The following is a 26,200-nucleotide window of genomic DNA, read 5'->3' on the forward strand; positions in this document are numbered from 1 at the left end:
TCCTGTGATTTCCCACCTGCTCGTCGCCAACCGGGGCGAGATCGCCTGCCGGATCTTCCGCACCTGCCGCGCACTGGGCATCCGCACCCTGGCCGTGCACTCCGACGCGGACGCGGACGCCCTGCACGCGCGCGTGGCCGACGCCGCCGTACGCCTGCCGGGGGACACCCCCGCCGAGACGTATCTGCGCGGCGACCTGATCGTGAAGGCGGCCCTCGCGGCCGGGGCGGACGCCGTGCACCCCGGCTACGGCTTCCTCTCCGAGAACGCCGGATTCGCCCGCGCCGTCCTGGATGCGGGCCTGGTCTGGGTCGGCCCGCCGCCCGAGGCGATCGAGGCGATGGCGTCCAAGACCCGCGCCAAGCAGCTCATGGGCATCGCGCCCCTGGACGAGGTCACCGAGGCCGACCTGCCCGTCCTGGTGAAGGCGGCGGCGGGCGGCGGCGGCCGCGGCATGCGGATCGTACGGCGCCTGGCGGACCTGGAGACCGAACGGGCCGCCGCGCGCGCGGAGGCCGCGCACGCCTTCGGCGACGGCGAGGTGTTCACCGAGCCGTACCTGGAGGACGGCCGCCACATCGAGGTGCAGGTGCTCGCCGACACCCACGGCACCGTGTGGGCGCTGGGCACCCGCGACTGCTCCCTCCAGCGCCGCCACCAGAAGGTCGTCGAGGAGGCACCCGCCCCCGGGCTGTCCGCCGCCCTGGAAGAGGAACTGCGCGAGCTGGCGGTACGGGCCGCGCGCGCCGTCGACTACACCGGCGCCGGAACCGTCGAGTTCCTGGTGGCCGACGGCCGGGCGCACTTCCTGGAGATGAACACCCGCCTCCAGGTGGAACACCCCGTCACCGAGGCCGTGTTCGGCGTCGACCTGGTCGCCGAGCAGCTCCGCGTCGCCGAGGGCCACGCCCTGCCCGCCGCACCGCCACGCGCGCGTGGACACGCGATCGAGGCCCGCCTGTACGCCGAGGACCCCGCCCGCGACTGGGCCCCGCAGACCGGCACCCTGCACCGCCTCGCCGTCCCGGACGGCGTCCGCCTGGACACCGGCTACACCGACGGCGACACCATCGGCGTGCACTACGACCCGATGCTCGCCAAGGTCGTCGCCCACGCCCCCACGCGCGCGGAGGCCGTCCGCCGCCTCGCCGGGGCCCTGGAACGCGCCGAGGTGCACGGCCCGGTCACCAACCGCGACCTGCTCGTCCGCTCCCTGCGGCACGAGGAGTTCACCGCCGGCCGCATGGACACCGGCTTCTACGGCCGCCACCTCGCCGGGCTGACCGCGCCCGAGCGCGACCCGTACGCCCCGCTGGCCGCCGCCCTCGCCGACGCCCACGGCCGCTCCCGCTTCGGCGGCTGGCGCAACGTGCCCTCGCAGCCGCAGGTCAAGCGCTACCTGATGGCGGGCGAGGAGCACGAGGTCCGCTACCGGCACACCCGCGCGGGACTGGCCGCCGACACCGGCGAGGTGCGCGTGGTGCACGTGGACGCGCGCCGGGTCGTCCTGGAGGCGGACGGCGTACGGCGCCCGTACACCGTCACCCGCTACGGCGACCGGGTCCATGTGAACGGCACCGCCCTCACCGCCCTGCCCCGCTTCCCCGACCCGGCCGCCCAGCGCGCCCCCGGGTCCCTGCTCGCCCCCATGCCCGGCACCGTCGTCCGCCTCGCCGACGGCCTCGCCGAAGGAGCCGCCGTACGGGCCGGAGAGCCCCTGCTGTGGCTGGAGGCGATGAAGATGGAACACAAGATCTCCGCGCCCGTCACCGGCACCCTCACGGCCCTGCACGCCACCCCCGGGCAGCAGGTCGAGCCCGGCGCGCTGCTGGCGGTGGTGCGGGAGGACCAGGGGCACGGAGAACCGCGCGAGCAACCCCAGCCCACCCGCACCCGGGAGACCGCATGAGCCCCGTCATCGAAACCGAAGAGCACCAGGCCCTGCGCGCCGCCGTGTCGGCGCTCGGCAAGCGCTACGGACGCGACTACATCGCCCGCACCGTCGCCGAGGGCCACCACCCCGCCGAACTGTGGGCCGAGGCCGGAAAGCTCGGCTACCTCGGCGTCAACCTGCCCGAGGAGTACGGCGGCGGAGGCGGCGGCGTCGCCGAGCTCTGCCTCGTCCTGGAGGAACTGGGCGCCGCGGGAGCCCCGTTGCTGATGCTGGTCGTCTCACCGGCCATCTGCGGCACCGTCATCGCCCGCTTCGGCACCGAGGAGCAGAAGCGCGCCTGGCTGCCCGGGATCGCCGACGGCACCCGCACCATGGCCTTCGCCATCACCGAACCCGACGCCGGGTCCAACTCCCACCGCATCACCACCACCGCGCGCCGCGACGGCGACGACTGGCTGCTCACCGGCCGCAAGGTGTTCATCTCCGGGGTGGACATCGCCGACGCCGTGCTCGTCGTCGGCCGCACCGAGGACGCCCGCACCGGCCGCCTCAAGCCCTGCCTGTTCATCGTCCCGCCGGACGCCGAGGGCTTCGGGCGCCGCCCCATCGACATGGAACTGAACGCGGCCGAGAAGCAGTTCGAGCTGACCCTGGACGACGTGCGGCTGCCCGCCGACGCGCTCGTCGGCGACGAGGACGCGGGCCTGCTCCAGCTGTTCGCCGGACTCAACCCCGAACGCATCATGACCGCCGCCTTCGCCATCGGCATGGGCCGCTACGCGCTGGAACGGGCCCTGGAGTACGCCCGCGAGCGCTCCGTGTGGAAGACCCCGATCGGCGCCCACCAGGCCATCGCCCACCCGCTCGCCCAGGCCCACATCGACCTCGAACTGGCCCGCCTGATGATGCAGAAGGCCGCCCATCTGTACGACGCGGGCGACGACATCGGCGCCGGGGAGGCCGCGAACATGGCCAAGTACGCGGCCGGGGAAGCCTGTGTGAAGGCGGTCGACCAAGCCGTGCACACCCTCGGCGGCAACGGCCTCACCCGCGAGTTCGGCCTCGCCTCCCTGATCACCGCGTCCCGCGTGGCCCGTATCGCCCCGGTCAGCCGGGAAATGATCCTGAACTACGTGTCCCACCAGAGCCTGGGCCTGCCCAAGTCGTACTGACCCGCCGACCCGCCGTCGGCGGGGCGAGGAGGAACCGTGTTCCGCAGCGAGTACGCAGACGTTCCGGCCGTGGAACTGCCCATCCACGAAGCCGTCCTGGGGCACGCCGCCGACTTCGGCGACACGCCCGCGCTGATCGACGGCACGGACGGCACCACCCTCACCTACGCACAGGTCGACCGGTTCCACCGCCGCCTCGCCGCGGCGCTCGCGGAGACCGGCGTGCGCAAGGGCGACGTCCTCGCCCTGCACAGCCCCAACACGATCGCCTTCCCGCTCGCCTTCTACGCCGCCACGCGCGCGGGTGCCTCGGTCACCACCGTGCACCCGCTCGCCACGCCCGAGGAGTTCGCCAAGCAGCTACGGGACTCCGCGGCCCGCTGGATCGTCACCGTCTCGCCGCTGCTCGGCACCGCCCGCGAGGCCGCCCGCCTCGCGGGCGGGGTGCGGGAGATCCTGGTCTGCGACAGCGCGGAGGGGCACCGCTCGCTGACCGCCATGCTGGCCTCCACTGCGCCCGAACCGGACGTCGTGATCGACCCGGTGGAGGACGTCGCCGTCCTGCCGTACTCCTCGGGCACCACCGGCACCCCCAAGGGCGTGATGCTCACCCACCGGCAGATCGGCACCAACCTCGCCCAGCTCGAACCGGCGGTCACCATCGGCCCCGGCGACCGCATCCTCGCCGTCCTGCCCTTTTTTCATATCTACGGGCTCACCGCCCTGATGAACGCCCCGCTGCGCAAAGGCGCCACCGTCGTCGTCCTGCCCCGCTTCGAGCTGGACACCTTCCTCGCCGCCGTCCAGAACCACCGCATCGGCATCCTGTACGCCGCCCCGCCGATCGTCCTCGCCCTCGCCAAGCACCCGGCGGTCGACGGATACGACCTGTCGTCGCTGAAGTACGTCCTCAGCGCGGCCGCACCCCTGGACGCCCAGCTCGCCGCCGCCTGCTCCCGGCGCCTGGGCCTGCCCCCGGTCGGCCAGGCGTACGGCATGACCGAACTGTCCCCGGGCACGCATGTCGTCCCGCCCACCGCCCTGCACGAGGCGCCCCCCGGCACCGTCGGCAAGCTCATCGCCGGTACCGAGATGCGCATCGTCGCCCTCGACGACCCGGCACGCGACCTCGGGCCCGGCGAGGCCGGCGAGATCCTGGTGCGCGGCCCCCAGGTCATGAAGGGCTATCTGGGGCGGCCCGAGGAGACCGGCGCCCTGATCGACGCCGACGGCTGGCTGCACACCGGCGACGTCGGCCGGGTCGACGCCGACGGCTGGCTCTTCGTCGTCGACCGCGTCAAGGAACTCATCAAGTACAAGGGCTACCAGGTGGCACCCGCCGAACTGGAGGCCCTGCTCCTCACCCACCCGGACATCGCCGACGCCGCCGTGGTCGGCGCCCGCGACGACGACGGCAACGAGATCCCGCACGCCCACGTGGTGCGCGGCCCCGCCGCCGCCGGACTCTCCGCGGAAGCGGTCATGCGGTACGTCGCCGAGCGCGCCGCCCCCTACAAGCGGGTGCGCCGCGTCACCTTCACCGACGCCGTGCCGCGCGCCGCCTCCGGCAAGATCCTGCGACGACAGCTCAGGGACCGCACATGACCACCGACACCACCGCGCTCGTCACCCGCACCCGCACCCGCGGCGTGCAGACCCTCACCCTCGACGCGCCCGCCACCCGCAACGCCCTGTCCGCCGCGCTCGTCGCCGAACTCGACGCGGCACTCGCCGACTGCGCCGCCGACCCCGGCGTCCGCGCCGTCGTCCTCACCCACACCGGCACCACCTTCAGCGCGGGCGCCGACCTGCGCGACCCGCCCGCCCCCGAGGCCCTGACCGGACTGCTGCGCCGGATCGTGGAACTGCCCCGCCCGGTCCTCGCCCGGGTCACCGGACACGTCCGCGCGGGCGGCCTCGGCCTGCTCACGGCCTGCGACATCGCCGCCGGTGCGCACACGTCGACCTTCGCGTTCACCGAGGTGCGCATCGGGGTCGCGCCCGCCGTGATCTCGCTGCCGCTGCTGCCGCGCGCCGACCCACGCGCCCTGGCCCGCTACTACCTCACCGGGGAGCGCTTCGACGCGGCCGAGGCGGCGCGCATCGGCCTGCTCACCGCCGCGGGCGACGACGTCGACGCCGTACTCGACCCCATGCTCGACGGGCTGCGCCGCTCGGCCCCCGAGGCCCTGGCCGCGACGAAACGGCTGCTCACGGCTAAGGTGCTGGAGACCTTCGACCGGGAGGCGGACGGCCTGACCGCGCTCTCGGCCCGGCTGTTCGCCTCCGCCCAGGCCAGGGAGGGGATGACGGCCTTCCTCGAACGACGGGATGCCGCATGGGTGCTGTGACCCCCGCCGACCGCCGCCCCAAGCAGGACCGCAGCCGGGCCACCCGGCAGCGGCTCCTCCAGGCGGCGGTCGCCTGCCTCGCCGAACACGGCTGGGCCGGATCCACGGTGTCCGTCGTCGCCGAGCGCGCCGGGGTCTCCCGGGGCGCGGCACAGCACCACTTCCCCACCCGCGAGGACCTGTTCACCGCTGCCGTCGAGTACGTCGCCGAGGAGCGCTCCACCGCCCTGCGCGCCCTGTTCCCGCAGGGCACCCAGGGCGCGCGCGGTGACCGGCGGGCCGTCGCGGGCGCCCTGGTCGACCTGTTCACCGGACCGCTCTTCCGCGCCGCCCTGCACCTGTGGGTGGCCGCCTCCAACGAGGACCAGCTCGGCGCCCGCGTCACCGAACTGGAGGCCCGCGTCGGCCGCGAGACCCACCGCATCGCCGTGGAACTCCTCGGCGCCGACGAGAGCCGCCCCGGCGCCCGCGAGAGCGTGCAGGGCTTCCTCGACATGGCGCGCGGCCTGGGCCTGGCCAACCTCCTCACCGACGACGCGGCCCGCCGCGACCGCGTCGTCGCCCAGTGGGCGGCCATGCTCGACGACGCGCTGGGCTGACCCGACGCCCCGACGCCCCGACGGGCGGCGCGGGTGCGCTCAGTGCGCGATGGCCTCGTACCCCTCGATCTCCTGCGGACCGCGCGGACCGGGACCGATGTACCGCGCGGAGGGACGCACCAGGCGGCCGGTCCGCTTCTGCTCCAGGATGTGCGCCGACCAGCCCGCCGTACGGGCACAGGTGAACATCGACGTGAACATGTGCGCCGGGACCTCGGCGAAGTCCAGCATGATCGCCGCCCAGAACTCCACGTTCGTGGCCAGCACCCGGTCCGGACGGCGGCTGTGCAGCTCCTCCAGGGCCGCCTTCTCCAGCGCCTCGGCCACCTCGTAGCGCGGCGCGCCCAGTTCGCGGGCGGTGCGGCGCAGCACCCGCGCGCGCGGGTCCTCGGCCCGGTACACCCGGTGGCCGAAGCCCATCAGCCGCTCGCCGCGGTCCAGCGTCCGGCGCACGTACCCGGCCGCGTCCCCGGTCCGCTCGATCTCCTCGATCATGCCGAGCACCCGGGAGGGCGCCCCGCCGTGCAGCGGACCGGACATCGCGCCCACCGCGCCCGACAGGGCGGCGGCCACGTCGGCGCCGGTGGAGGCGATGACCCGGGCGGTGAACGTCGAGGCGTTCATGCCGTGCTCGGCGGCGGAGGACCAGTAGGCGTCCACGGCCGCCACATGCCGCGGATCGGGCTCGCCGCGCCAGCGGATCATGAACCGCTCGGTGATGGAGCCCGCCTTGTCGATCTCGCTCTGCGGCACCATCGGCAGGCCCTGCCCGCGCGCGGACTGGGCGACGTAGGACAGCGCCATCACGGCCGCCCGCGCCAGATCGTCGCGGGCCTGCTCGGCGTCGATGTCCAGCAGCGGCTTCAGGCCCCACACCGGCGCCAGCATCGCCAGCGCCGACTGCACGTCCACCCGGATGTCGCCCGAGTGCACCGGGATCGGGAACGGCTCGGCGGGCGGCAGCCCGGGGTTGAAGGCGCCGTCGACGAGCAGCCCCCACACATTGCCGAAGGAGACCTTGCCGACGAGATCCTCGATGTCGACGCCCCGGTACCGCAGGGCGCCGCCCTCCTTGTCGGGTTCGGCGATCTCCGTCTCGAACGCGACGACTCCCTCGAGTCCGGGCACGAAATCGGACATCAGGCGGCTCCTCGTGGTCTGTGCGGCAGATGGGGCGACGGAGACGACGCCCAGCTGTCGGAGGTCGGAAGTGGCGCGCGCCGTACGGATCCGCGGTCGCGTGGCACAGACTCGCGGTCCGGGGCGGTCATCCCTGTCATGCCCCGCGCGGTCGGCGGTCACCCCACCGGGTCGGCAACAGCACGATATCCCTGAGTGCCACCTTTGGGGAGAGAGTGCGGCACTCAGTGCCATGCAGTGACGAAGGACACGCTGCGGACCAAGGGCCGCCATACGGCAGGATGACCGCGTGACCGACCGAGAAGCCGGAGAATCAGCGCCGCTCGACCTCGCCTCCATGCGCAAGCACTACCGCGCCGAGGGCCTGTCCGAGGCCGAACTGGCCGACACTCCCGTGGCGCAGTTCGCCCGCTGGTTCCGGCAGGCGGCCGCCGAGGGACGCCTGTTCGAGCCCAACGCCATGGTCGTCTCCACCGCCGATGCCGCGGGCCGCCCCAGCTCCCGCACGGTCCTGCTCAAGGGCTTCGACGAACAGGGCTTCGTCTTCTACACCAACTACGACTCCCGCAAGGGACGCGATCTCGCCGAGAACCCGCACATCTCCCTGCTGTTCCCCTGGCACCCCATGGCCCGCCAGGTCATCGTCGAGGGCGTCGCCCGCCGCACCGGACGCGAGGAGACCGCCGCCTACTTCCGCAGCCGCCCGCACGGCTCCCGGCTCGGCGCCTGGGCCAGCGCCCAGTCCACGGTCATCACCACCCGCGGCGTCCTGGACGCCTCCTACGCCGAACTCGCCGCCCGCTACCCCGAGGGCGAGGAGGTCCCCGTCCCGCCCCACTGGGGCGGCTTCCGCGTCGCACCCCGCTCCGTCGAGTTCTGGCAGGGCCGCGAGAACCGCCTCCACGACCGCCTGCGCTACGTCGCCGAGGCGGACGGCGGCTGGCGGGTGGAGCGGCTGAGCCCCTGAGCCTCCCGAGCGCCGCCGGGGCGGTTCACCGCGCGGACACGCCGTATTGACACGGCTGTGGTTCAGACCTCACCGTGATCCGCGACACGCAGACCTGCCGAAGGGACGGACCCCGCATGAGCGACCGCACGTTGGCCGGCCAGTTCTTCGACGCCGCCATCGGCCTGCTCCAGCGGGTCCGGGACGAGGAGGCCGACTCCATCACGGCCGCCGGCACCCTGCTCGCCGACACCGTCGCCGCGGGCGGCCGGCTGTTCGCCTTCGGCGCCGGACACTCCTCCCTCGCCGCCCAGGACGTCGTCTACCGCGCCGGCGGCCTCGCCCTGATGAACCTGCTCACCGTCCCCGGCACCGTCGGCGTCGACGTCATGCCCGCCACCCTCGGCTCCGCCCTGGAACGCGTCGACGGCCTCGCCGCCGCCGTCCTGGACAGCTCCCCGCTGCGCGCGGGCGACACCCTGGTCATCGTCTCGCTGTCCGGCCGCAACGCCCTGCCCGTCGACATGGCCCTGCACGCCCGCTCCCTCGGCGTCCACGTGATCGGCGTGACCTCCGTCGCCTACGCGAGCGAGACCAGCTCCCGCCACTCCTCGGGCACCTACCTCAAGGACCACTGCGACCTGGTCCTCGACTCCAAGATCGCCATCGGCGACGCCGAACTCACCCTCGACACCGTCCCGGCGCCCTTCGCCCCCGCCTCCACCGTCGTCACCTCCGCCCTCCTCCAGGCCGTCCTCGCGACCGCCGCCGGAGTCCTGGCCGAGCGTGGCATCGAGCCCCCGCTGCTGCGCTCCGGCAATGTCGACGGCGGCCTCGAATGGAACAGCCGCGTCTTCGACCAGTACGCGGACCGCATCTTCTACCGGCGCTGACGGCCGCCACCGCGACACCACGCCCCCGCGGCACCGGTCGCGCGCGCCCCCGCGCCAAACCGGTTGACCGCCCCGCGGAGGTACGGTTCGCTGCTCCCGTGTCTGATCTTCGTATCGAACCCGTGTCCGGCGAGGCCATGCTCCGCGCGTGGCGGCACGTCCACAACACGATCGTGCCCCCCGCCGCCCTCACCCTCGACGAGGTCCGCGAGCGCGCCGGACGCAACCGGCTGGAGAACGCCTACCTCGGCGACACCCTCGTGGGCTGCTCCACCGTGCGCCCGCCCGCGGGCGAGGACGCCGTCGCCACCGTCATCGCGCGCGTGCTCCCCGGCCACCGCCGCACGGGCATCGGCACCGCCCTGTACACCCGGGGCCTCACCCACGCGCGCGTGCTCGGCGCGCGCGCCGTGGAGACCGTCGTCCTGGCCGCCAACGAGGACGGCGTACGCTTCGCCGCCGCCCGCGGCTTCACCGAGACCGAGCGGTACGTACTCCCCGACGAGCACGACGTATGGCTGACGCTGCGCCTGACGGCCACTGACACCCGCTGACACGGGAACCCCGCGCTCCCCGCTCCGCACCGGCTCGGGAGACCAATCTCGGGGAACCCGGTGTGTGCTGCATCACGTTCAAGTTGAATGATGGTGAGAGAGCGAACCGACGCGCCGTACCAGCGGACGCAGCCTGATGGGGGTCCAGGTGAGTGCTTCCCGGCGTAGAGGAGCCACCGACGAACTGGGACCGGACGAGCCCGATCCCCGACGGGACGGCTCCGGGGCCGACGACGGCCCCGACGGGCCCGGTGTCCCCGGCGGCCCCGACGGCTCCGACCTGCTCGCCGCCCTCCTCGACGGCATGGACGCCGCCCTGTGCGCCTTCGACGCGGACGGCGTGGTCACCCACTGGAACCGCGAGGCCGAACGCATCCTCGGCTGGACCAGCGCCGAGGCCGTCGGCCGGCACGGCTTCGCCGGCTGGGCCGTACGCAGCGCCGACGCCGAGGAGGTCGAACGGCGGCTGATGTCCGCCATGCACGCCACCGGACGGCAGGTCCACGAGTTCGCCCTGCTCACCAAGGACGGCGGACGCGTCCTCGTACGCACCCAGTCCGCCGCCGTGCGCGGCCCCGACGGCAGGCCCGCCGGCCTGTACTGCGCCTTCAGCGAGGTGCACGCCCAGATCGACCTGGAACGCTCCATCGCCCTGAGCGAGGCCCTCTTCGAGGACGCCTCCTGGGGCGTCGTCCTCATCGACGCCGACCTGCGCCCCGCCGTCGTCAACGCGCACGCGGCCCAGGCCCTCGGCACCGGCCGCACCGCCGCCCTCGGCCGCCCCCTGGGCGAACTCCTCTCCCAGGGCGTCGAGGAACTGGAGAGCGCCCTCACCCACGTCCTGGCGGAGGGCGCACCCCCCGCACCCGCCGAGATCTGGGTGGGCGTACGCGGCCCCGAGGGCGAACGGCGGCGCTGCTGGCGCAGCGGCTTCGTCCGGCTCGCCTCGCCCCTCGCCGAGGAACCCGTCCCGCTCGGCGTCGCCTGGCTCTTCGCCGACGTCACCGAATCCCGGCGCAGCGAACAGGAAGCCTCCCTGCTGCGCTTCCGCACCAACCAGCTGCACCGCGCCGCCCGCGCCGCCGCCGAGTGCGACAACCCGCTGGAGGCCGCCACCGTCCACCTCGACTTCGCCCTGGCGGGCTTCGCCGACCACGCCCTCGTCGACCGCGTACGCCACCCCGCGGGCGCCGCCCGCACCCCGGCACCGGACGACACCGACGCGCCGCCGGCCGACCTGGTCCGCGCCGCCGCCACCCCCACCGCCGGACCCGGCCCCAGCCTGCTCACCGGCCAGGCCGGACTCCCCGTCCGCTACGCCGAGGGCCACCCCGCCCTCCAGTGCATCCAGCGCACCGGCTCGGTACGCGCCACCGTCGGCACCGCACCGGCCGACCAGGCCCGCCTCTGGGCCCAGGCCCGGCAGTGGCCCACCGACACCGTCCACGCCCTGTGCGCGGTCCTCCGCAGCCGCGGCCGCACCCTCGGCGTCGTCACCTTCCTGCGCACCACGGGCCGAGCCCCCTTCGAACGCGCCGACTCGGCCCACGCCGAGGACATCGCCGCCCGCATCGCGACCACCCTGGACCTGGCGGAACTGCTGGAGCGTCCCGAGCGTCCCGGACGGCCCGGGAGCGGTCCTGGAAAAAGCGGTTGATCGGGCGCCGGACGGTTCCTAGGGTGTGGAGTACACGAGAAGGGAGGTGGTTCGGCAGATGTATGGAAACCGGACGCGTGAGGTGGCTGCGGGCTAGCGGCCCGTCACCACGTTCAGTGCGGTGCCGGACCGGCGTGTGAGTTGTGCGCGCAGCCGGCCCGATCCCAAGCAGTCACCCGACCCGCGAGCTGCCGGTACGTCCGGCCGGCTCTCCGCCGTCAGGCGGAGGACCCAGCTCGCGGGTCGTCTGCGTGTGCGCGGATTGTCGCACTCCGTTTCCGCCGGAGACCGCTGTTCGCGCGGAGCGCTCCGATTGTCAGTGGTATGCGTCAGAATTGAGTTCAGGGTCAGCGCACGCGCCGTGAAGTCGCAGGGCTTCCGGCAGAGGTAATCGAGGGGCACGTATGTCCGGACTGATCGACACCACGGAGATGTATCTCCGCACCATCCTCGAGCTGGAGGAGGAAGGCGTCGTCCCCATGCGCGCCCGGATCGCGGAGCGCCTGGACCAGAGTGGACCGACCGTGAGCCAGACGGTCGCGCGGATGGAGCGGGACGGTCTCGTCTCGGTGGCCGCGGACCGGCATCTGGAGCTGACGGACGAGGGCCGCAGGCTGGCCACGCGCGTGATGCGCAAGCACCGGCTGGCGGAGTGTCTGCTGGTCGACGTGATCGGCCTGGAGTGGGAGCAGGTGCACGCCGAGGCGTGCCGCTGGGAGCATGTGATGAGCGAGGCGGTGGAGCGCCGGGTGCTGGAGCTGCTGCGGCATCCGACCGAGTCGCCGTACGGCAATCCGATCCCGGGTCTTGAGGAGCTGGGCGAGAAGGACGGCGCGGACCCGTTCCTGGACGCGGGTCTGGTCGCGCTGAGCGAGCTGGATCCGGGTGCCGAGGGGAAGACGGTCGTGGTGCGCCGGATCGGGGAGCCGATCCAGACGGACGCGCAGCTGATGTACACGCTGCGGCGCGCGGGTGTGCAGCCGGGCTCGGTGGTGAGCGTGACCGAGGCGGCGGGCGGTGTGCTGGTGGGCAGCGGGGGTGAGGCGGCGGAGCTGGAGTCGGAGGTCGCCTCGCACGTCTTCGTCGCCAAGCGCTGATCCGGCCGGTCCAGCCGGTCCGGCCGGTCCGGACGACCGGGTGGCGGTCCGGTCCGCCCGTCCGGTCCGCCGGGGTCGTCGCGTCGGCCGTCGTGTCCGGTCGTCCGATCCGTTTCCGGTCTTCCGGGGGCCTCTCCGGTGGCCGTCTCCGTCCGGTTTTCGTGCGTCGAAGCGGAGCGCTCGGGAGCCCGGCGTGCGACGCTGTTGCGTGAGGCATATGACGCTGGGGGGTGGGGGAGGATGTGGCGCACCGTGCACACCACGCGGACGTGGAGAGGGCCCCGGCGCTGAGCGGCGCCGGGGCCGGTCCTCCCCTGTGCGACCCGGAGCCCCGAGCTCCCAGGGTCGTCCCCTCGGACCGCTTTTCCCCGAGTGGTCCGCCTCCCGTTGAAGATCTCCCCTCGGCGGCGGCGATCATTCCTTGCGGCGGGTCACTCGAACGAGGGGTGTTCGTGACGCAAGCGGCTTTTTCGAATGGGTATTCGATAATCTGGTAAGTGGAATCACGGCTCCCGCACCCGCACGGACAGCGCACGAGCAGACCGGACGGACCGGGTAGACCGGGCAGGCCGGGCAGAACTGCCGGACGGCCTGCCGGGCGGTGGCGAGCGGGCGGTCGTGGCGGAGCCAGGGCAGAGCTAGGGGGTGCCAGGACCACATGGCGCGGCGTATCGACGTGACCGGGGCGGGCGGCGTACGGCTGGCCGCCTGGGAGTTCGCCGAACCCCCGAAGGAGCGGCCGTACGTACCGGCGCGGGCCGGTGCCCACCGCGGCGGGCTGCCGCGGCAGCTCAGCGAGCCGCCCGAGCCCCCTGATCCGCAGGCACCGGCGGCCGGTCACGCGCGGGCGGCCGGTGCCGGGGGCGCCGGGGTGCTGTTACTGCACGGACTCATGGGCCGGGCCTCCCACTGGGCGCCGACCGCCCGCTGGCTCGCCGAGCGGCACCGCACCGTGGCCCTGGACCAGCGGGGCCACGGCCAGAGCGAGAAGCCCCCGCGGCGCGCGTACACCCGCGAGGCCTACATCGAGGACGCCGAGGCGGCCGTGGAGCAGCTCGGTCTCGGCCCGGCCGTCCTCGTCGGACACGCCATGGGCGCGCTGACCGCCTGGCAGCTCGCCGCCAAGCGCCCCGACCTGGTGCGCGCACTGGTCATCTGCGACATGCGCGCCTCCGCGCTCGGCGCGGCCTCCCAGCGCGAGTGGGAGGACTGGTTCAAGACCTGGCCGACGCCGTTCGCCACCCTCGCCGATGTCCGCAAGTGGTTCGGCGCGGACGATCCCTGGGTGGAGCGGCCGGATCCGGCCCGCGGCGCGTTCTACGCCGAGATCATGCACGAGGGCGCGGACGGCTGGCGCCCCGTGTTCGAACCCGAGCAGATGCTCGTCTCCCGCGAGACCTGGGTGTACGACGCGCACTGGGAGGAACTGGCCCAGGTGCGGTGCCCGGCCCTCGTCGTCCGCGGCCTCGACGGCGAACTGGGCCGCGCGGAGGCGCAGGAGATGGTCCGCGTCCTGCCGCTCGGCGAGTACGCGGAGGTCACCGACGCCGGCCACCTCGTCCACTTCGACCAGCCCGAGGCATGGCGGGCGGCCGTCTCGCCGTTCCTGGAAAGGGTCCTCGCCCCGTGAACACGCCCACCGTCCGGGCCCCCTCCACCGCCGCCCAGGACCTGTCCGGCCGGTCATGGTGGAGGGAGGCAACAGTGCCTTGTGGGCCCGCGTCTTCGCCGTGATCGGCCGGACAGATCCTTGGGAGGAGTTCCTGCGGTCCTTCCACGCCGAGCACCCCGCCGTCACCGGCGATGCCCTCGGCGGCGGCCGGGCCCCGGACGGGCGGTCCAGTTACGCGATCCTCGCCGGCCGGGTTCGAGCCGCCGCGCTGGGAGACCGTGGAGATCGATCTGAGCGGACCGGCGGAGCGGGTCTGGGCGGCCGTCTCCGGTATCTACGACGTCGGACCGCTCGCCCCGGCCGCCGTGGCAGCCCTCCGGGCGGACTTCCTCACCGGGGCGCAGTCCCTGGCGTCGGCGGACGGCCGCGTCCCGTGCGGCTTCCGCGTCCACATCGCGACGGCCGACGCGCCGCCTGAGCGGAGCCGGGAGCGCGGGTCGTGGGGTGCTGTGTCCGGCGTCCGGCCTCCGGTGCGGTGCTTGCGCGGGTGCCGGTCGGGTGCCGCTCGGGTGCCGTTCCCGGTCGCGGTATCCGTCCGGCGGCTCCTGTACCGGCGGGGCTGCGGTCCGGGGCGTGCTTGCGCGGGGCCGTCGGTGTCACGCCCCCCCCCGGGACGTCGGTCCCGGAGGCTGGTGGGGTCGGGCGGCGGCCGCCTCCTCCCCTGAGCTCGCCGGGGGAGGAGGCGGCGGGCGGATCCGCCGTGGGACCGGCGGCGCCCGGTGTCAGCCCTTGCTCACCGCTGTGAGGATCTCCGGGAGGCGGGATGCCGTGCGGGGGGCGGACAGGCGCAGGCCGAGGAGGGTGACGGCGGTGCCGTAGAGGGCGCCGGTGGGCAGGAGGAGCCAGCCGAGGCCGTCGCCGGTCGCGCTGACGTGGGTCCAGACGGCGAAGGCGATGACCGGGGAGCACAGCAGGGCCGCGGAAAGCATGCCGCCGAAGATGGCGATCCAGGCGAGCCCGGCCTGCCCCGGGGCCACGTTCTTGTAGCCCTCCTGCGGGATGGAGTACGGGAAGCGGGCCGACGCCCAGGCCCCGGTCGCCAGCATCGCGCCGAGCAGGGCGAAGGACACCCCGAGCACCTCGGGCAGCCGGGCCCAGTCGCCGACCAGCGCCGCCGTCAGGACCGTGACGAGGGTGGCGTAGGGCAGGGTGACGGCGAGCAGGGCGAGGGCCCGGCCGCGCAGTTCCAGGTAGGCGTCGCGGGGCGAGGAGATGGTGAGCGCGACCATCCAGAAGGCGGAGGTGTCCTGGCCGAACTGGTTGTACATCTGCACACCGAGCATCCCGGCCGCGAAGCAGGCGAGGTAGACCGAGCCGGTGCCCTGGAGCGCGTTGAACACCGGCACGATCAGTCCGATGGCCAGCGAGGTCACCCAGGCCGCCTTGGTCTTCGGGTCGCGCAGCACATAGCGCAGCGAGCGTTCCATCACGGTGCCGGTGCGGCCGGCCGGGAGCAGCCGTCGCCGGCCCGGGGCCGCGGTGCGCCTGCGGGCGGCGGCGTCGGGGGCCTGGACGGTGGAGGCGTCCGGGGAGGTCATCAGCCGGGTCAGGGTGCGCGACCAGGCGCGCAGCAGGACGGCGAGCGCGGCGGCGGCCAGGGCGAGCTGGGCCGCGGCGACGCCGTACGAACCGTCGCTCGCCGAGTCGATCGCGTCCACGGCGGAGGCGGGCGGCACCCAGCGCAGCACGTCGGTGACCGGGTCGAGCCGTCCGAGCCCCGAGGAGCCGAGGCGCTGCGCGCCGAAGTTGACGAGCTGGGCGCCGACCGCGACGACGAGGCCGCTGAGCACGGCCAGGTCGCGGCCCTTGCGGCTGGTCAGCAGGCGGGTGTTGGCGGCGGCCACCGCGCGGGCCAGCGCCACGCACACCAGCAGCGCGAGGACGACGCCGACGACCGCGACGGCGTACGCCCCCGCGCCGTGCGCCACCGAGATCGCGCAGCCGGTCAGCAGCAGCGCCGTGAACAGCGGTCCGATGCCGACCAGGGAGGCGGCCAGCAGGCCCCGGACGAGCGGTCGCGGGCGCAGCGGCAGCATCACCAGACGGGTCGGGTCCAGGGTCTCGTCGCCGCTGGGGAAGAACAGCGGCATCACCGCCCAGCCGAGGGCGAGCACGGCGGCGCAGGGCACGGCCACGGACGCGGCGTGCTCATGGCCGCGCAGCAGCACGAAGCCGAGCAGTTGCAGGACGCCGAAGAGCAGGGCGACCACGGCGGAGACGACGTACGCGGCGCGCCGTCCGCCGGACTGGCGCAGCCCGTTGCGCAGCAGGGACAGCTTCAGCCGTACGAGTACGGCGGTGACGGGGGCGGCCGGGGTGGCGGGGACGGCAGGGGCGGTGGGTGGGACGGCGTCCGTCCGGGGGCCGGTGCTCATCGGGTGCCGCCGCCCAGCCAGTCGAGGTCGGACCCGGCGTCCCGGCCCTGCGCGCCGACGAGTTCGAGGAAGGCGTGCTGGAGGGTGGGCGCGTCGCCGCGCACCTCGGCGAGCGGGCCGTGCGCGCGGATGCGGCCCGCGGCGAGCACGGCCACCCAGTCGCACAGGGACTCGACGAGTTCCATGACGTGGGAGGAGAAGACGACGGTGGCGCCGGAGGCGGTGTACCGCTCCAGGACGCCCCGGATAATCTGCGCGGAGACCGGGTCGACGCCCTCGAACGGCTCGTCCAGGAAGAGCACTTCGGGGTTGTGCAGCAGTGCGGCGGCGAGTCCGATCTTCTTGCGCATGCCGGTCGAGTAGTCGACGACCAGTTTGTGCTGGGCGCCGGCCAGGTCGAGCACGTCGAGCAGCTGGGTGGCCCGCCGCTCCACCTCGGCGCCGGGCAGTCCGCGCAGCCGGCCGGAGTAGGAGAGGAGTTCGCGGCCCGAGAGGCGTTCGAAGAGCCGCAGTCCCTCGGGCAGGACGCCGATCCGGGCCTTCACGGCGACCGGGTCGCGCCACACGTCGTGGCCGACGATCTCCACGGTGCCCTGGTCGGGGCGGAGCAGGCCGGTCACCATGGACAGGGTGGTGGTCTTCCCGGCTCCGTTCGGCCCGACCAGGCCGATGAACCGGCCGGCCGGCAGGTCCAGATCGATCCCGGCCACCGCGACCTGCTGTCCGAACCGCTTCCACAGCCCCTGGATCCGTACGGCGCTGGTAGTCGTCACTGCTGCTCCCTCCGTCAGGAAGAACCCTACGGGGGAGCCGCCGGGGCGGTCCCGGACGTCCGTCCCGCCTCCTCGCCGTCGCTCCGCCTCCTCGACCCGCCTCCCTGCCCCGGCTACTTGTCCCGTCTCCCTGTCCCGCCTCCCTGCCCCGGCTACTTGTCCCGGCCGCAGGCGTACGCCAGCGCGGGCACCAGTTCCTCCGCGTCCGGCAGCCACCGGTTCGCGGGGGTGGGGCGGCAGGCCCACTGCACGGCGCCGCGCGACCCGCACCGGGTGGGCGGCGCGGCGACCCAGCCGCCCTCGCCCAGCGCGGCCAGGTCCAGGGACCCCGGCGACCAGCCCAGCCTGCGCACCAGGCCGGGCAGCTTGGCGCAGGCGCCGGGCAGGACGAGGAACTGCATCCGGCGGCCCGGAGTGAGGAGCACCGGCCCGGGTGTCAGCTCCCACCGCTCCAGCCGGGCCAGGGCGAGGAACCCGGCGCTCTCCGGGACGCAGAGCGCGTCGAAGGAGCGCCCGGTGGGCAGCAGGATCGACGCGTCCGGCTGCTGCTGCCACATCCGGCGCGCGACGGTGGCGCTGCCGGTGGTGCGGGCCGCCCAGTCCTCGTGCGCCGGGTGTGCGCCGGGCGCGGTGCAGCCGGGGTCGCCGCAGGAGCAGCGCGGGGTCCCGTCGGCGGTCACCAGCCAGGTGCCGGGGACCACGTCCCAGTGGCGCTCCTCGGTGTAGCGAACGGCGGTCTCCGGCAGCGAGTCTCCGCGCTGCTCGGGGATCTGACCGGCGGTCTGTGCGGCTTCCGCGCCCGGGATCGTCTTTTCCACGCTCACTCAACTCCCGCGCCCACCTGGAGTTACGGGCACACGGGAGGCTCGGGAGGCGGCCCGCGCGCGGGGGAGGAGCATCCGGTCCGTACCTGGGGCGCACGGGTGCATGTGCGGGGGCGCGCGGGAGGGGCACCGGCGGGCGTGGGGTAGTGGTTGTGGGGGAGTTCGCGGCGGGGGTGCCCACGGGCGCTCACGGGCGTCCGTACGGGGGAATCGGGAGCGACGGGGGTGCGGCGGTACCAGGGGACACAGGGGTGTCCGCCTCGCTTTTCCGCTCCGGCACTCCGGCAATCTTCGCATGTCCCGCATTTTCGTTATGTCCGTGGGGCATTGATCTTCACGACCGGACAACTCGGCCGTGACGGGCGGGATCCGGTCGTGCAAGACACGTCAGAGTCGGTGCTTGGGCAGGGCACCGCAGCCACGCGAGCCGCCAGGAAGCAGGGGGTTTACGCCATGGCCGCCAGGCCTCTCGTCGCGCGGCAGCCGAACGAACGGTTGCAGGCGCTCATCCAGGAAGCGGGCTGTTCCAACGCCGGCTTGGCCCGCCGGGTCAACATGTGCGGCGCCGAACACGGCCTCGACCTGCGCTACGACAAGACGTCCGTGGCGCGCTGGCTGCGCGGACAGCAGCCGCGCGGCCGGGCCCCGGCGGTCATCGCCGAGGCCCTGGGCCGCAAGCTCGGCCGTACGGTCACGATCGACGAGATCGGCATGGCCAACGGCAAGAACCTCGCCTCGGGCGTGGGTCTCCAGTTCTCGCCGACCGTCCTGGGGGCCATCGAGCAGGTCTGCGAGCTGTGGCGCAGCGACGTGGGCCGGCGGGACTTCCTGTCCGGCTCCTCCGTCGCCGCCTCCGCGCTGGTGGAGCCCAGCCGCGACTGGCTGATCACCGCGCCGGACGGACAGGTGGCGCGCTCGGCCGGCCCGAGGGTGGGGCAGTCGGACGTGGCGGCGGTACGGGCCATGACGCAGGCGCTGGTCGACCTGGACCACACCCACGGCAGCGGGCATGTGCGCCCGGTGGTCGTGCACTACCTCAACAGCGTCGTCTCCGGGCTGCTCGCCGGGTCCTACCGGGAGGCGGTGGGCCGCGATCTCTTCGGCGCCGTGGCCCGGTTGACCGAGCTGGCCGGGTACATGGCCGTGGACACCGGTCAACCGGGGCTCGCCCAGCGGTACTACATCCAGGCGCTGCGGCTCGCCCAGGCGGCCGGGGACCGCGGGTACGGCGGCTATGTGCTGGCCGCCTCCATGAGCCATCTGGCCGCCCAGCTCGGAAACCCGCGGGAGATCGCGCAGTTGGCGCGGGCGGCGCAGGAGGGGGCGCGCGGCCGGGTGACCCCGCGCGCGGAGGCGATGTTCCACGCCGCCGAGGCGCGCGGGCACGCCCTGCTGGGGGACGCGCGCGCGGCCCAGCTCTCGTCGGGGCGCGCGGTGGGCGCGCTGGAGCGCGCCGCGCCGGACACCGGGGACGACCCGGCCTGGATCGCGCACTTCGACGAGGCGTATCTCGCCGACGAGTTGGCGCACTGCCACCGGGACCTGGGGCAGGCGGAGGCGGCGGCGCGCCAGGCCGAGCAGGCGCTGGCGGGGCATCCGCTCTCGCGGACCAGGCGCCGGGCCATCGGCTATGTGCTGCTCGCCACGGCACAGGTGCAGCAGCGCGAGGTCGAACAGGCCTGCGCCACCGGCCTGAAGGCGGTGGAACTGCTGGAGCGGCTGCGGTCCAACCGGGGCGCCGAGTATCTGGAGGACTTCCAGCAGCGCCTGGACCCGTACCGGGACGAGCCGGTGGTACGGGAGTTCGGGGCCCGGCTGGAGGTGCAGATGGCGGCGTGAGCGGGGGAGTGCCGGGCGCGCGGGGGAGGTGCGGCGCCGCAGGACGCCGTAGAACAGCGCGCCCGGCCTCGGATCCGTTACCGCACCGGGGGAGGAGGGCGGCCGGGCCCCGTGCTGCGTGGCACCGGGCTCGGGGGACCCGGTAGCGTGAGCCGACGATTCCGCAAGTCCCCCATTCGTAGGAGTCCCGGTGACGCAGAGTGGACAGGGCGAGGAGCCCTCGGCGCGGCCCGCGCGCGAAGGCATCGTGCTGCCTTCCGACGGTGGGCAGCCCCTGCTGCCGGGCGCGACCGGCGGACCGGGCGGCCGTCCGCCCGCGCGGGCGGACGGACCGGGTCCGGCCGCCCAGCCGCCCGCCGGCGGACAGTCCTGGGGGCAGCCCTGGGGCCCGGAGGGGGAGCAGCGGCCGCAGTCCGGGCAGGACTGGCAGGCGCCGCCCACCCAGACGTGGGGAGTCGCGCCGTCGTATCCGCAGGCGCCGTCGGGCCAGTGGGACGCCCACGGCGGGTCCGCCGGGCACCCGGGAGCGGGCCCGCTCCCGCCGGAGGGCGCACCGGCCCCCGGGCACGGCATCCACGGCGGCGCCCCGCAGCCGTCGTACCAGCAGCACCAGGGGTACCCGCAGGACCACGGCCCCCAGGGGCAGGTCCCCCAGCAGCACCAGGGATTCCAGCAGCACCAGCAGCAGCACCAGGCGCCCCCGCAGCATCCGCACCCGCACCAGCACCAGGCGGCATCCCTGCCTCCGGCCGCCGGTCCGGGCCCGTACGGCACGTCCGCGGGTGTCCCGCTGCCGCCGGCCGCCGACGAGGGGGCCACCCAGTTCCTGCCGCCGGCCGCCGCCGGGTCCGCGGACGAGGGCGCCACGCAGTTCCTGCCGCCCGTGCCCGCCGCGCCGGTGGACGAGGGCGCGACGCAGTACATACCGCCGGTGCCGTCGGGCGGCATGCCGCCCGCCGTGCCCGGTGCCGGTCCGGACGCCGAGGCCACGCAGTTCATCGCGCCGGTGCCCGGCGGGCCGGGCGGGGCGTCGGCGCCGCCGTTCGGCGCGGGCCCCGGGGCGGGCGGCGGGCGGCAGACGCCCGCCGAGTTCGACAACCTGTTCCGCGACGGTTCGGGCGGCACCGCCCCGGGCACGCAGCAGCTCCCGCACCTCCAGCCGCGCGACGGCCGGTCCGGTCCTGGCCTGCGTCCCGGCGGGGCGCCCGTCAACCTGGGCCAGCCGCCCGCGCAGACCTTCCAGCCGGGGCCGGGCGCTCCGGCCGGTCCGCCGTACGCGGGCGGACCGGGCGGCCCGGACGGCCAGGACGGCGGCGGGCGGCGGCCCCGCTCGCGGATGCCGCTGATCGCGGCGGTCGGCGCCGGCATCGTCGTCCTCGGGGTGGGCGCCGGTGCGCTGCTCAGCGGGGGCGGCGGCAGCGACGACAAGACCGACAAGGCCGCGAACGTCTCCTCGGCGGCCCCGGCCACCGGCGGTGGCTCCTCGGCCCCGGCCGCTCCCGACCCCGCCCGCGAGCAGGCGGCCGCGCTGGACAAGCTGCTCGCCGACAGCGGCGGCAGCCGCGCCTCCGTGATCAAGGCCGTGGACGACGTCAAGAAGTGCGACGACCTCGGCGAGGCGGCCGCCGATCTGCGCAGCGCCGCCAAGCAGCGCGCCGCGCTGGTGAGCAGACTCGGCGCGCTGCCCGTGGACAAGCTGCCCCAGCACGCGGAGCTGACCGGCGCGCTCACCAGCGCCTGGAAGGCGTCCCAGTCGGCCGACCAGCACTACGCGGCCTGGGCCGACCAGACGCGCGGCAAGAAGGGCTGCGACAAGGGCCACGCCCGCAACACCAGCCATGCGCAGGCCGCCAACCACCAGAGTGGTGTCGCCAGCATCCAGAAGGCCAAGGCGGCCAAGCTGTGGAACGCCATCGCCCGGAAGTACGGCCTCACCGAGCGCCAGCCGACCCAGCTCTGACCCCTTGCCCGTTGCCCGTGCCCCGAGCCCTGTTCCCTGCTGAGGGGCGCGGGCGGGTCAGTCCGTGTCCGTCTCCCGGAGCGGCCCGGTGACGTCGACGAAGCCCTTCGTGGCCGCCACCAGCCGCCCCGCGCGCACCGCCTGGAGGGTCACCTCGGCGTTGGCCAGGCGGGCGAAGCCGGCCGGGGCGAAGGGGCCGGACAGGGGCCAGCGCAGCCGCGGGGTCAGCCCGCCCGTGTCGACGGCCAGACCGGAGTCGAGGGCGCGCCGCACGGTGCCGGGGTTCACCGGCCCGGAGCCGATCTTCTCCAGGACGGCCCGGAGCACCGTGTAGGCGATCCATGTCGTCTGCACCCCGGCGTCCGCCGGGTCGACGCGGTTGTCGCCGAACGCCTGCTCGTCGATCACCTTCTTCATGGCGTTCCAGCGCGGATCGTCCGCCACCGGGTACCAGCCGGTGACGGACGCCCCCTCGTACGGGCCCGCCCGGCCCCCGCTCGCGTCGATGACGGTCTGGTCCACGTTGCCGAGCACGGCAGCGGTGCGCACCGCCGGTTGACCGGCGCGGGCCCGGCGGAAGGAGTCCATGAAGATGCTGGTGCGCTCGCCCAGGGCCGGGATCACACAGCCCTTCTTCCCCGGCTGGGAGGTCGCCTGCGCCAGCGCCCTGGCGGCCTCGCCCGCGTACTCGGTGGCGTCCTCGGCGGCCGGCTGGTCGTGGGCGGCGCGGTGGCCGCCGGCCTTCAGACCGGTGTCGAGCAGTCCGGGCAGCTCGTCGCCCGCGATGCTGTCGGGCCGCACCAGGGCGACCGGACCGCAGTCCTTGGCCAGTTCCCGGCCGAGGCCGACCAGCAGCGCGGGCTGGCCGCCGTTGACCGGGTAGGACAGGGCGCGGGTGAACTCGGCGGTGGTGAGGCCGTAGCCGCCGATATAGGGGATGCCGGCGCTCTCCAGCGGCGGGAAGAAGGAGTCGCTGTACTGGCTGTACGAGCCGACGACGGCGGCCACGTCCTCCTTGACGGCGAGCCGGGCGCACTTGGCCGCGGCCACGCTGTCGTTGCTGTCGTTGCAGGTGAGGACCTTGAGCTTGTGCCCGGCGATGCCGCCGGCGTCGTTGACCCAGCGGGCGTAGGCGCGCGCCATGGCGGGCATGCCGGGCTTGTTGGTCGCCGGGGTGCTGTCCGGGGCCCAGGTCATCACGGTGACGGTGTCGTTCCCCGAGCTCCCCGTGGTGCCGGGGACGACACCGCAGCCGGCGGACAGCGAGACGGCCGCCGCCAGCGCGCCCGCGGTCCGGAGGGTCTTCCTCCGTCCGGCGGGCCGCGCGGCGGCGGTGCGGAGTGCGGTGTGCCTGTCTCGCCTGCCGGTCATGCTTCCGCACGATTCCGGCACATCCCTAACCCCGGAGTGATCCATGGTCGACAATGGGTGACGCACAGGTGAATTGCGGGGGCCGGTGGGGACACCGGGAAGGAGAACGTACGATCGATGACCGTGCAAGGTTCGGAGAACTCTTCCCGTCGTGGCCGTCGCTCCTCCACCATGGGCGGCATGCCACTCAACGACATGCCGTGGTGGCGCTGGCGCTGCAATGTGCGTTCCGCGCTGCACATGCTCTCCGACCCGGTGTTCCAGCGGGACGTCTGGCTCGCGGGCGTCGAAGGCTACGGCGACGTCACCGACGCCGTCTACCGCCTGGTCGAGGACACCTGGCTGGACAGCTGGTCCGCCGAGAAGTACGTCGGCACGATCTTCCGCGACTCGCAGGAGGCGGCCCTCGTCGACACGGCCGTGCTGCGGGTGCTGCGGATCATGCACCAGGTGGGGCCGGACGCCCCGGTGTCCGCCTATCTCGACCACCACGGCTGGCCGGAGGCGGTGCGGGCGGCGCACGACGCGCATCTGCGCCTCGCGGCCAGTGACGGCGACGACCCGGCCGCGCCGCCACGCAGCCTGGAGACCCTGCGCGTCATGACGCGCGCCGCGTAGCCGGGCCGGGCCGGGGCGGTGGTGCCGTCCCGGCACGCGGGACGGCGGCCCGCGCCGGGCGGACCGTGTGGGACCCTGTTCGGCATGACTGAGCAGTCCCCCCGTTCCGCGACGGCCCCGGCCGAGTCCGGCCAGGCCGACCAGTACGTCCTGACGCTCTCCTGTCCGGACAAGCAGGGCATCGTGCACGCCGTGTCGAGCTATCTCTTCATGACCGGCTGCAACATCGTGGACAGCCAGCAGTTCGGCGACCAGGACACGGGACTGTTCTTCATGCGGGTCCACTTCTCCGCCGAGCCGCCGGTGACCGTGGACAAGCTGCGGGCCAGCTTCGCGGCGGTCGGCGACTCCTTCGGCATGGACTGGCAGCTCCACCGGGCCGAGGACAGGATGCGGATCGTCCTGATGGTCAGCAGGTTCGGGCACTGCCTGAACGACCTGCTGTTCCGCGCCCGGATCGGCGCGCTGCCGGTGGAGATCGCGGCAGTGGTGTCCAACCATACGGACTTCGCCGAGCTGGTGGGCTCGTACAACATTCCGTTCCATCACATCCCGGTGACCCGGGACACCAAGGCCGAGGCCGAGGCGCGGCTGCTCGAACTGGTCCGCGAGGAGGACGTGGAGCTGGTCGTCCTCGCCCGCTACATGCAGGTCCTCTCCGACGACCTGTGCAAGCAGCTCAGCGGCCGGATCATCAACATCCACCACTCCTTCCTGCCGAGTTTCAAGGGCGCCAAGCCGTACCACCAGGCGCACGCCCGGGGCGTGAAGCTGATCGGCGCGACCGCGCACTACGTCACCGCCGACCTCGACGAGGGCCCGATCATCGAGCAGGAGGTCGAGCGGGTCGGCCACGGCGTCACCCCCGACCAGCTCGTCGCCATCGGCCGCGACGTGGAGTGCCAGGCGCTGGCGCGCGCGGTGAAGTGGCACGCCGAGCACCGCATCCTGCTCAACGGCCGGCGCACGGTGGTGTTCGCGTAGGACTCCGGTGTCCGCGGAGGACTTCGCGCGGGACGGGTGCGCCGCGCGGGCGCCGTGCGGGAGCCCCCGCACGGCTCGGCCCGGTGTCTCACATCCGGCTCAGCGCGGCCGCCGCGCACAGGACGTCGCTGACCGCGTCCGGATCTCCGTCCTGTCCGGCAGCCGCCTCGCGCGGGGCGACGTGCCCGGCCGCCAGTCGGCAGAACTCCACTCCGTCCAGGGCCACATGGGCCACCTGGTGCTCCGCCGAGCCCACCGCGCCCGGCGCGTCCAGCGGGACCAGCCACTCGCCGCCGCCCAGGCCCTCGATCTCCAGCCGGACGCTGCGCGCGGGGGCGCCCACCGCCATCAGGTGCCGCCCGGTCCGCGCGGGCGCGGCGAGCCCGGCCCGGCGCCGGGTGGCCAGCGCGCCCGGCAGCATCCGGGCGGCCAGGTCGATCATCTCGTGCAGATGGCGCGGGGCGGGCGGGTCGTAGGGGTAGTCCACGGCCTGCGCGATGTCCTCCGCGTGCACCCAGCACTCGAACGCCCGGTCGACCATCGCGTCCCGCAGCGGCAGGGTGAAGTCACCGTAGGGAACCGTGCACGGAACCGCGTACGGATCACCGGGCGGATCACGGGGCGGACCACCGGACCGGCCGCCCGGCACACCACCCGCACCAGCCGCACCGCCCAGCCCGCCCGCACCGCTCACGGGGCTCCCCTCCGGGCCGTCCGTACCGGTGAGGGACGCGGTCCGGACGAGCGCGTGGGTCTGCTCGCGCCAGGGCCCGCGGACCGCGCGGGTCGGCGGGGAGGGCCGCGACCGCCCGTACGCCTCGGTGCGCGCGGCCGGATCCGGTCCGCGCGCGGACCGGCCGCCGAGCGGGTCGTCCAGGCCGCCGAGCGGGTCGTCGAGGCCGAGCGCCACCGCCACCAGTCCGTCGGCGCTCGTCAGATGTGCGACGACCCCGGCGACCGTGCTCCGCCGGCTCACCGCCTTCCCGTCCTCGAACCACCGCAGCCGCACCGGCGCGTGCCACTCGGCGTTCCCGAAGTCCTGGAGCAGCGCGTCCAGGCGGGCCGTCTCCGCGTCGTAGGGCGCCGCCCAGCCGGGCACCGGGACGCTCGGGGGCCGCCGCTCCAGACAGGCGTCCAGGACCCGGGCCCGCAGACCCGGGTCGAGGTCCAGGCTGTCGGGCCGGTGCAGCAGGCCGACCGCCCCGCGCAGCCGCAGCGCCTCGTCCGCGCAGTCGCCGCAGCCGCCCAGGTGCTCCTCGACGGCCGTCGTCTCCCGCGGCGTGCAGGCGGCCAGGGCCCAGGCGCCGAGCAGCGACTTCAGGACGTGGTGCTCCGGCCCGGTCGGATCCTTCGTCCGGGCCGCCTCCGGCGCCGGGACGGGCGGCGGTCCGCCGCTCCCGGACGCGCGGCCGCCGCCGGCGTCGTGGGCGGTGGCCAGCAGATGCAGCCCGAGGCGCAGGCGCCGCCGGGCCTCGTCCGCG

At 74.5% G+C, this 26,200-nt stretch carries 21 protein-coding genes; 15 read left to right on the top strand and 6 right to left on the bottom strand.

The features are described 5' to 3' along the window. The first annotated feature begins 4 nt into the window (after positions 1-4). The 5 genes from B086_RS0114325 to B086_RS0114345 are packed head-to-tail and all read left to right on the top strand — an operon-like array spanning position 5 to position 6,016. Positions 5-1,909, top strand: a complete 1,905-nt coding sequence (locus B086_RS0114325; RefSeq protein WP_018567105.1) for a biotin carboxylase N-terminal domain-containing protein — start codon at positions 5-7, stop codon at positions 1,907-1,909. Then, complete coding sequence (locus B086_RS0114330) at positions 1,906-3,066, top strand: acyl-CoA dehydrogenase family protein (protein WP_018567106.1); 1,161 nt, start codon at positions 1,906-1,908, stop codon at positions 3,064-3,066. Before B086_RS0114325 ends, B086_RS0114330 begins: the two co-directional genes overlap by 4 nt. Before the next feature lie 36 nt (positions 3,067-3,102). After that, on the top strand, positions 3,103-4,671 hold the full coding sequence (locus B086_RS0114335) for a 4-coumarate--CoA ligase family protein (protein WP_018567107.1): 1,569 nt from the start codon (positions 3,103-3,105) through the stop codon (positions 4,669-4,671). Next, the gene (locus B086_RS0114340) at positions 4,668-5,417 is read left to right on the top strand and encodes an enoyl-CoA hydratase family protein (protein WP_018567108.1); all 750 of its coding nucleotides are present in this window, start codon (positions 4,668-4,670) and stop codon (positions 5,415-5,417) included. The genes B086_RS0114335 and B086_RS0114340 overlap by 4 nt, the downstream gene beginning before the upstream one ends. Next, positions 5,405-6,016, top strand: a complete 612-nt coding sequence (locus B086_RS0114345) for a TetR/AcrR family transcriptional regulator (RefSeq protein ID WP_026252418.1) — start codon at positions 5,405-5,407, stop codon at positions 6,014-6,016. Before B086_RS0114340 ends, B086_RS0114345 begins: the two co-directional genes overlap by 13 nt. 39 nt (positions 6,017-6,055) lie before the next feature. Here the strand turns inward: B086_RS0114345 and B086_RS0114350 are convergent, their stop codons facing one another. Continuing rightward, positions 6,056-7,156: a citrate synthase 2 gene (locus B086_RS0114350; RefSeq protein WP_018567110.1), complete on the bottom strand. Its 1,101-nt coding sequence runs from the start codon at positions 7,154-7,156 to the stop codon at positions 6,056-6,058. 337 nt (positions 7,157-7,493) lie between these two features. Here B086_RS0114350 and pdxH point away from each other — a divergent pair, with 337 nt between their 5' ends. From pdxH to B086_RS0114380, 6 genes are all read left to right on the top strand, one after another. Continuing rightward, positions 7,494-8,123 carry a pyridoxamine 5'-phosphate oxidase gene (gene pdxH / locus B086_RS0114355; RefSeq protein ID WP_018567111.1) on the top strand — a complete coding sequence of 210 codons (630 nt, stop codon included), beginning with the start codon at positions 7,494-7,496 and terminating at the stop codon, positions 8,121-8,123. Positions 8,124-8,239: 116 nt separating this feature from the next. After that, complete coding sequence (locus B086_RS0114360) at positions 8,240-8,995, top strand: SIS domain-containing protein (protein ID WP_018567112.1); 756 nt, start codon at positions 8,240-8,242, stop codon at positions 8,993-8,995. A gap of 98 nt (positions 8,996-9,093) precedes the next feature. Continuing rightward, positions 9,094-9,549 carry a GNAT family N-acetyltransferase gene (locus B086_RS0114365; protein ID WP_026252420.1) on the top strand — a complete coding sequence of 152 codons (456 nt, stop codon included), beginning with the start codon at positions 9,094-9,096 and terminating at the stop codon, positions 9,547-9,549. A 136-nt stretch (positions 9,550-9,685) separates the two neighbouring features. Next, positions 9,686-11,206: a PAS domain-containing protein gene (locus B086_RS39990; protein WP_018567114.1), complete on the top strand. Its 1,521-nt coding sequence runs from the start codon at positions 9,686-9,688 to the stop codon at positions 11,204-11,206. Between the two features lie 404 nt (positions 11,207-11,610). Continuing rightward, positions 11,611-12,303 (top strand): metal-dependent transcriptional regulator, encoded by a 693-nt coding sequence (locus tag B086_RS0114375; RefSeq protein WP_018567115.1) that lies wholly within the window; start codon positions 11,611-11,613, stop codon positions 12,301-12,303. Between the two features lie 658 nt (positions 12,304-12,961). Next, positions 12,962-13,933: an alpha/beta fold hydrolase gene (locus B086_RS0114380; protein WP_018567116.1), complete on the top strand. Its 972-nt coding sequence runs from the start codon at positions 12,962-12,964 to the stop codon at positions 13,931-13,933. 764 nt (positions 13,934-14,697) lie between these two features. Here the strand turns inward: B086_RS0114380 and B086_RS0114385 are convergent. The 3 genes from B086_RS0114385 to B086_RS0114395 form a co-directional block, all read right to left on the bottom strand. Continuing rightward, on the bottom strand, positions 14,698-16,350 hold the full coding sequence (locus tag B086_RS0114385; RefSeq protein WP_018567117.1) for a hypothetical protein: 1,653 nt from the start codon (positions 16,348-16,350) through the stop codon (positions 14,698-14,700). Further along, on the bottom strand, positions 16,347-17,123 hold the full coding sequence (locus B086_RS0114390) for an ABC transporter ATP-binding protein (RefSeq protein WP_018567118.1): 777 nt from the start codon (positions 17,121-17,123) through the stop codon (positions 16,347-16,349). The genes B086_RS0114385 and B086_RS0114390 overlap by 4 nt, the downstream gene beginning before the upstream one ends. Before the next feature lie 152 nt (positions 17,124-17,275). Further along, the gene (locus tag B086_RS0114395; protein ID WP_018567119.1) at positions 17,276-17,941 is read right to left on the bottom strand and encodes a bifunctional DNA primase/polymerase; all 666 of its coding nucleotides are present in this window, start codon (positions 17,939-17,941) and stop codon (positions 17,276-17,278) included. Between the two features lie 459 nt (positions 17,942-18,400). Between B086_RS0114395 and B086_RS0114400 the strand changes: the two genes are divergently transcribed. Both B086_RS0114400 and B086_RS0114405 read left to right on the top strand, forming a co-directional pair. Next, positions 18,401-19,786 (top strand): hypothetical protein, encoded by a 1,386-nt coding sequence (locus B086_RS0114400; RefSeq protein ID WP_018567120.1) that lies wholly within the window; start codon positions 18,401-18,403, stop codon positions 19,784-19,786. A gap of 190 nt (positions 19,787-19,976) precedes the next feature. Continuing rightward, positions 19,977-21,746 (top strand): hypothetical protein, encoded by a 1,770-nt coding sequence (locus tag B086_RS0114405; protein WP_018567121.1) that lies wholly within the window; start codon positions 19,977-19,979, stop codon positions 21,744-21,746. Between the two features lie 57 nt (positions 21,747-21,803). On the opposite strand, the gene B086_RS0114410 is transcribed toward B086_RS0114405, so the two are convergent. Beyond that, on the bottom strand, positions 21,804-23,117 hold the full coding sequence (locus B086_RS0114410) for an ABC transporter substrate-binding protein (protein ID WP_018567122.1): 1,314 nt from the start codon (positions 23,115-23,117) through the stop codon (positions 21,804-21,806). A 117-nt stretch (positions 23,118-23,234) separates the two neighbouring features. On the opposite strand from B086_RS0114410, the gene B086_RS0114415 reads away from it, so the two are divergent. Both B086_RS0114415 and purU read left to right on the top strand, forming a co-directional pair. Then, positions 23,235-23,735: an SCO4402 family protein gene (locus tag B086_RS0114415; RefSeq protein ID WP_026252421.1), complete on the top strand. Its 501-nt coding sequence runs from the start codon at positions 23,235-23,237 to the stop codon at positions 23,733-23,735. A gap of 84 nt (positions 23,736-23,819) precedes the next feature. Continuing rightward, positions 23,820-24,719: a formyltetrahydrofolate deformylase gene (gene purU / locus B086_RS0114420; protein ID WP_018567124.1), complete on the top strand. Its 900-nt coding sequence runs from the start codon at positions 23,820-23,822 to the stop codon at positions 24,717-24,719. Between the two features lie 88 nt (positions 24,720-24,807). Here purU and B086_RS42825 read toward each other — a convergent pair whose 3' ends face one another. Beyond that, positions 24,808-26,166 (bottom strand): zf-HC2 domain-containing protein, encoded by a 1,359-nt coding sequence (locus tag B086_RS42825; RefSeq protein ID WP_420712550.1) that lies wholly within the window; start codon positions 26,164-26,166, stop codon positions 24,808-24,810. Positions 26,167-26,200 lie beyond the last annotated feature (34 nt).

This window comes from Streptomyces sp. PsTaAH-124, from assembly GCF_000373685.1.
Taxonomy (GTDB): domain Bacteria; phylum Actinomycetota; class Actinomycetes; order Streptomycetales; family Streptomycetaceae; genus Streptomyces; species Streptomyces andamanensis.